Source organism: Staphylococcus pasteuri (genome assembly GCF_030547725.1).
GTDB lineage: Bacteria > Bacillota > Bacilli > Staphylococcales > Staphylococcaceae > Staphylococcus > Staphylococcus pasteuri.
Map to the genome: position 1 here is coordinate 1 of NZ_JAUOQO010000562.1, position 256 is coordinate 256.

Genomic DNA, 256 nt, shown 5'->3' on the forward strand with positions numbered 1-256 from the left:
TACAAATGGTGACCGAAGAACCGCTGCTTTCCAGCAAAACCGGTGACTTGTTTATTTGTTTTACGGCCACTGCTCCTGGTTATGTGAGCCGACTGTTACACAAAGAGCGCTTAGTGGCGGTGTGTTCACCAAGTCTCTACCAAGAAATCGACCATCAAAATTGGCGACAAGATTTACTCAACTTTCCGCTGCTTTCTTGCGACTTAGACGAAGATGCTAAGCAGCCCGGAGGTGATTGGGCAGTATGGTCGAAAGG

The 256-nt window shown here is 48.0% G+C and carries 1 protein-coding gene; it reads left to right on the forward strand.

Features of this window, described 5'->3' with window-relative positions; genetic code table 11:
* On the forward strand, nucleotides 1-256 hold a 256-nt coding region (locus tag Q4528_RS14730; protein WP_303522409.1), incomplete at both ends, for a type 2 periplasmic-binding domain-containing protein.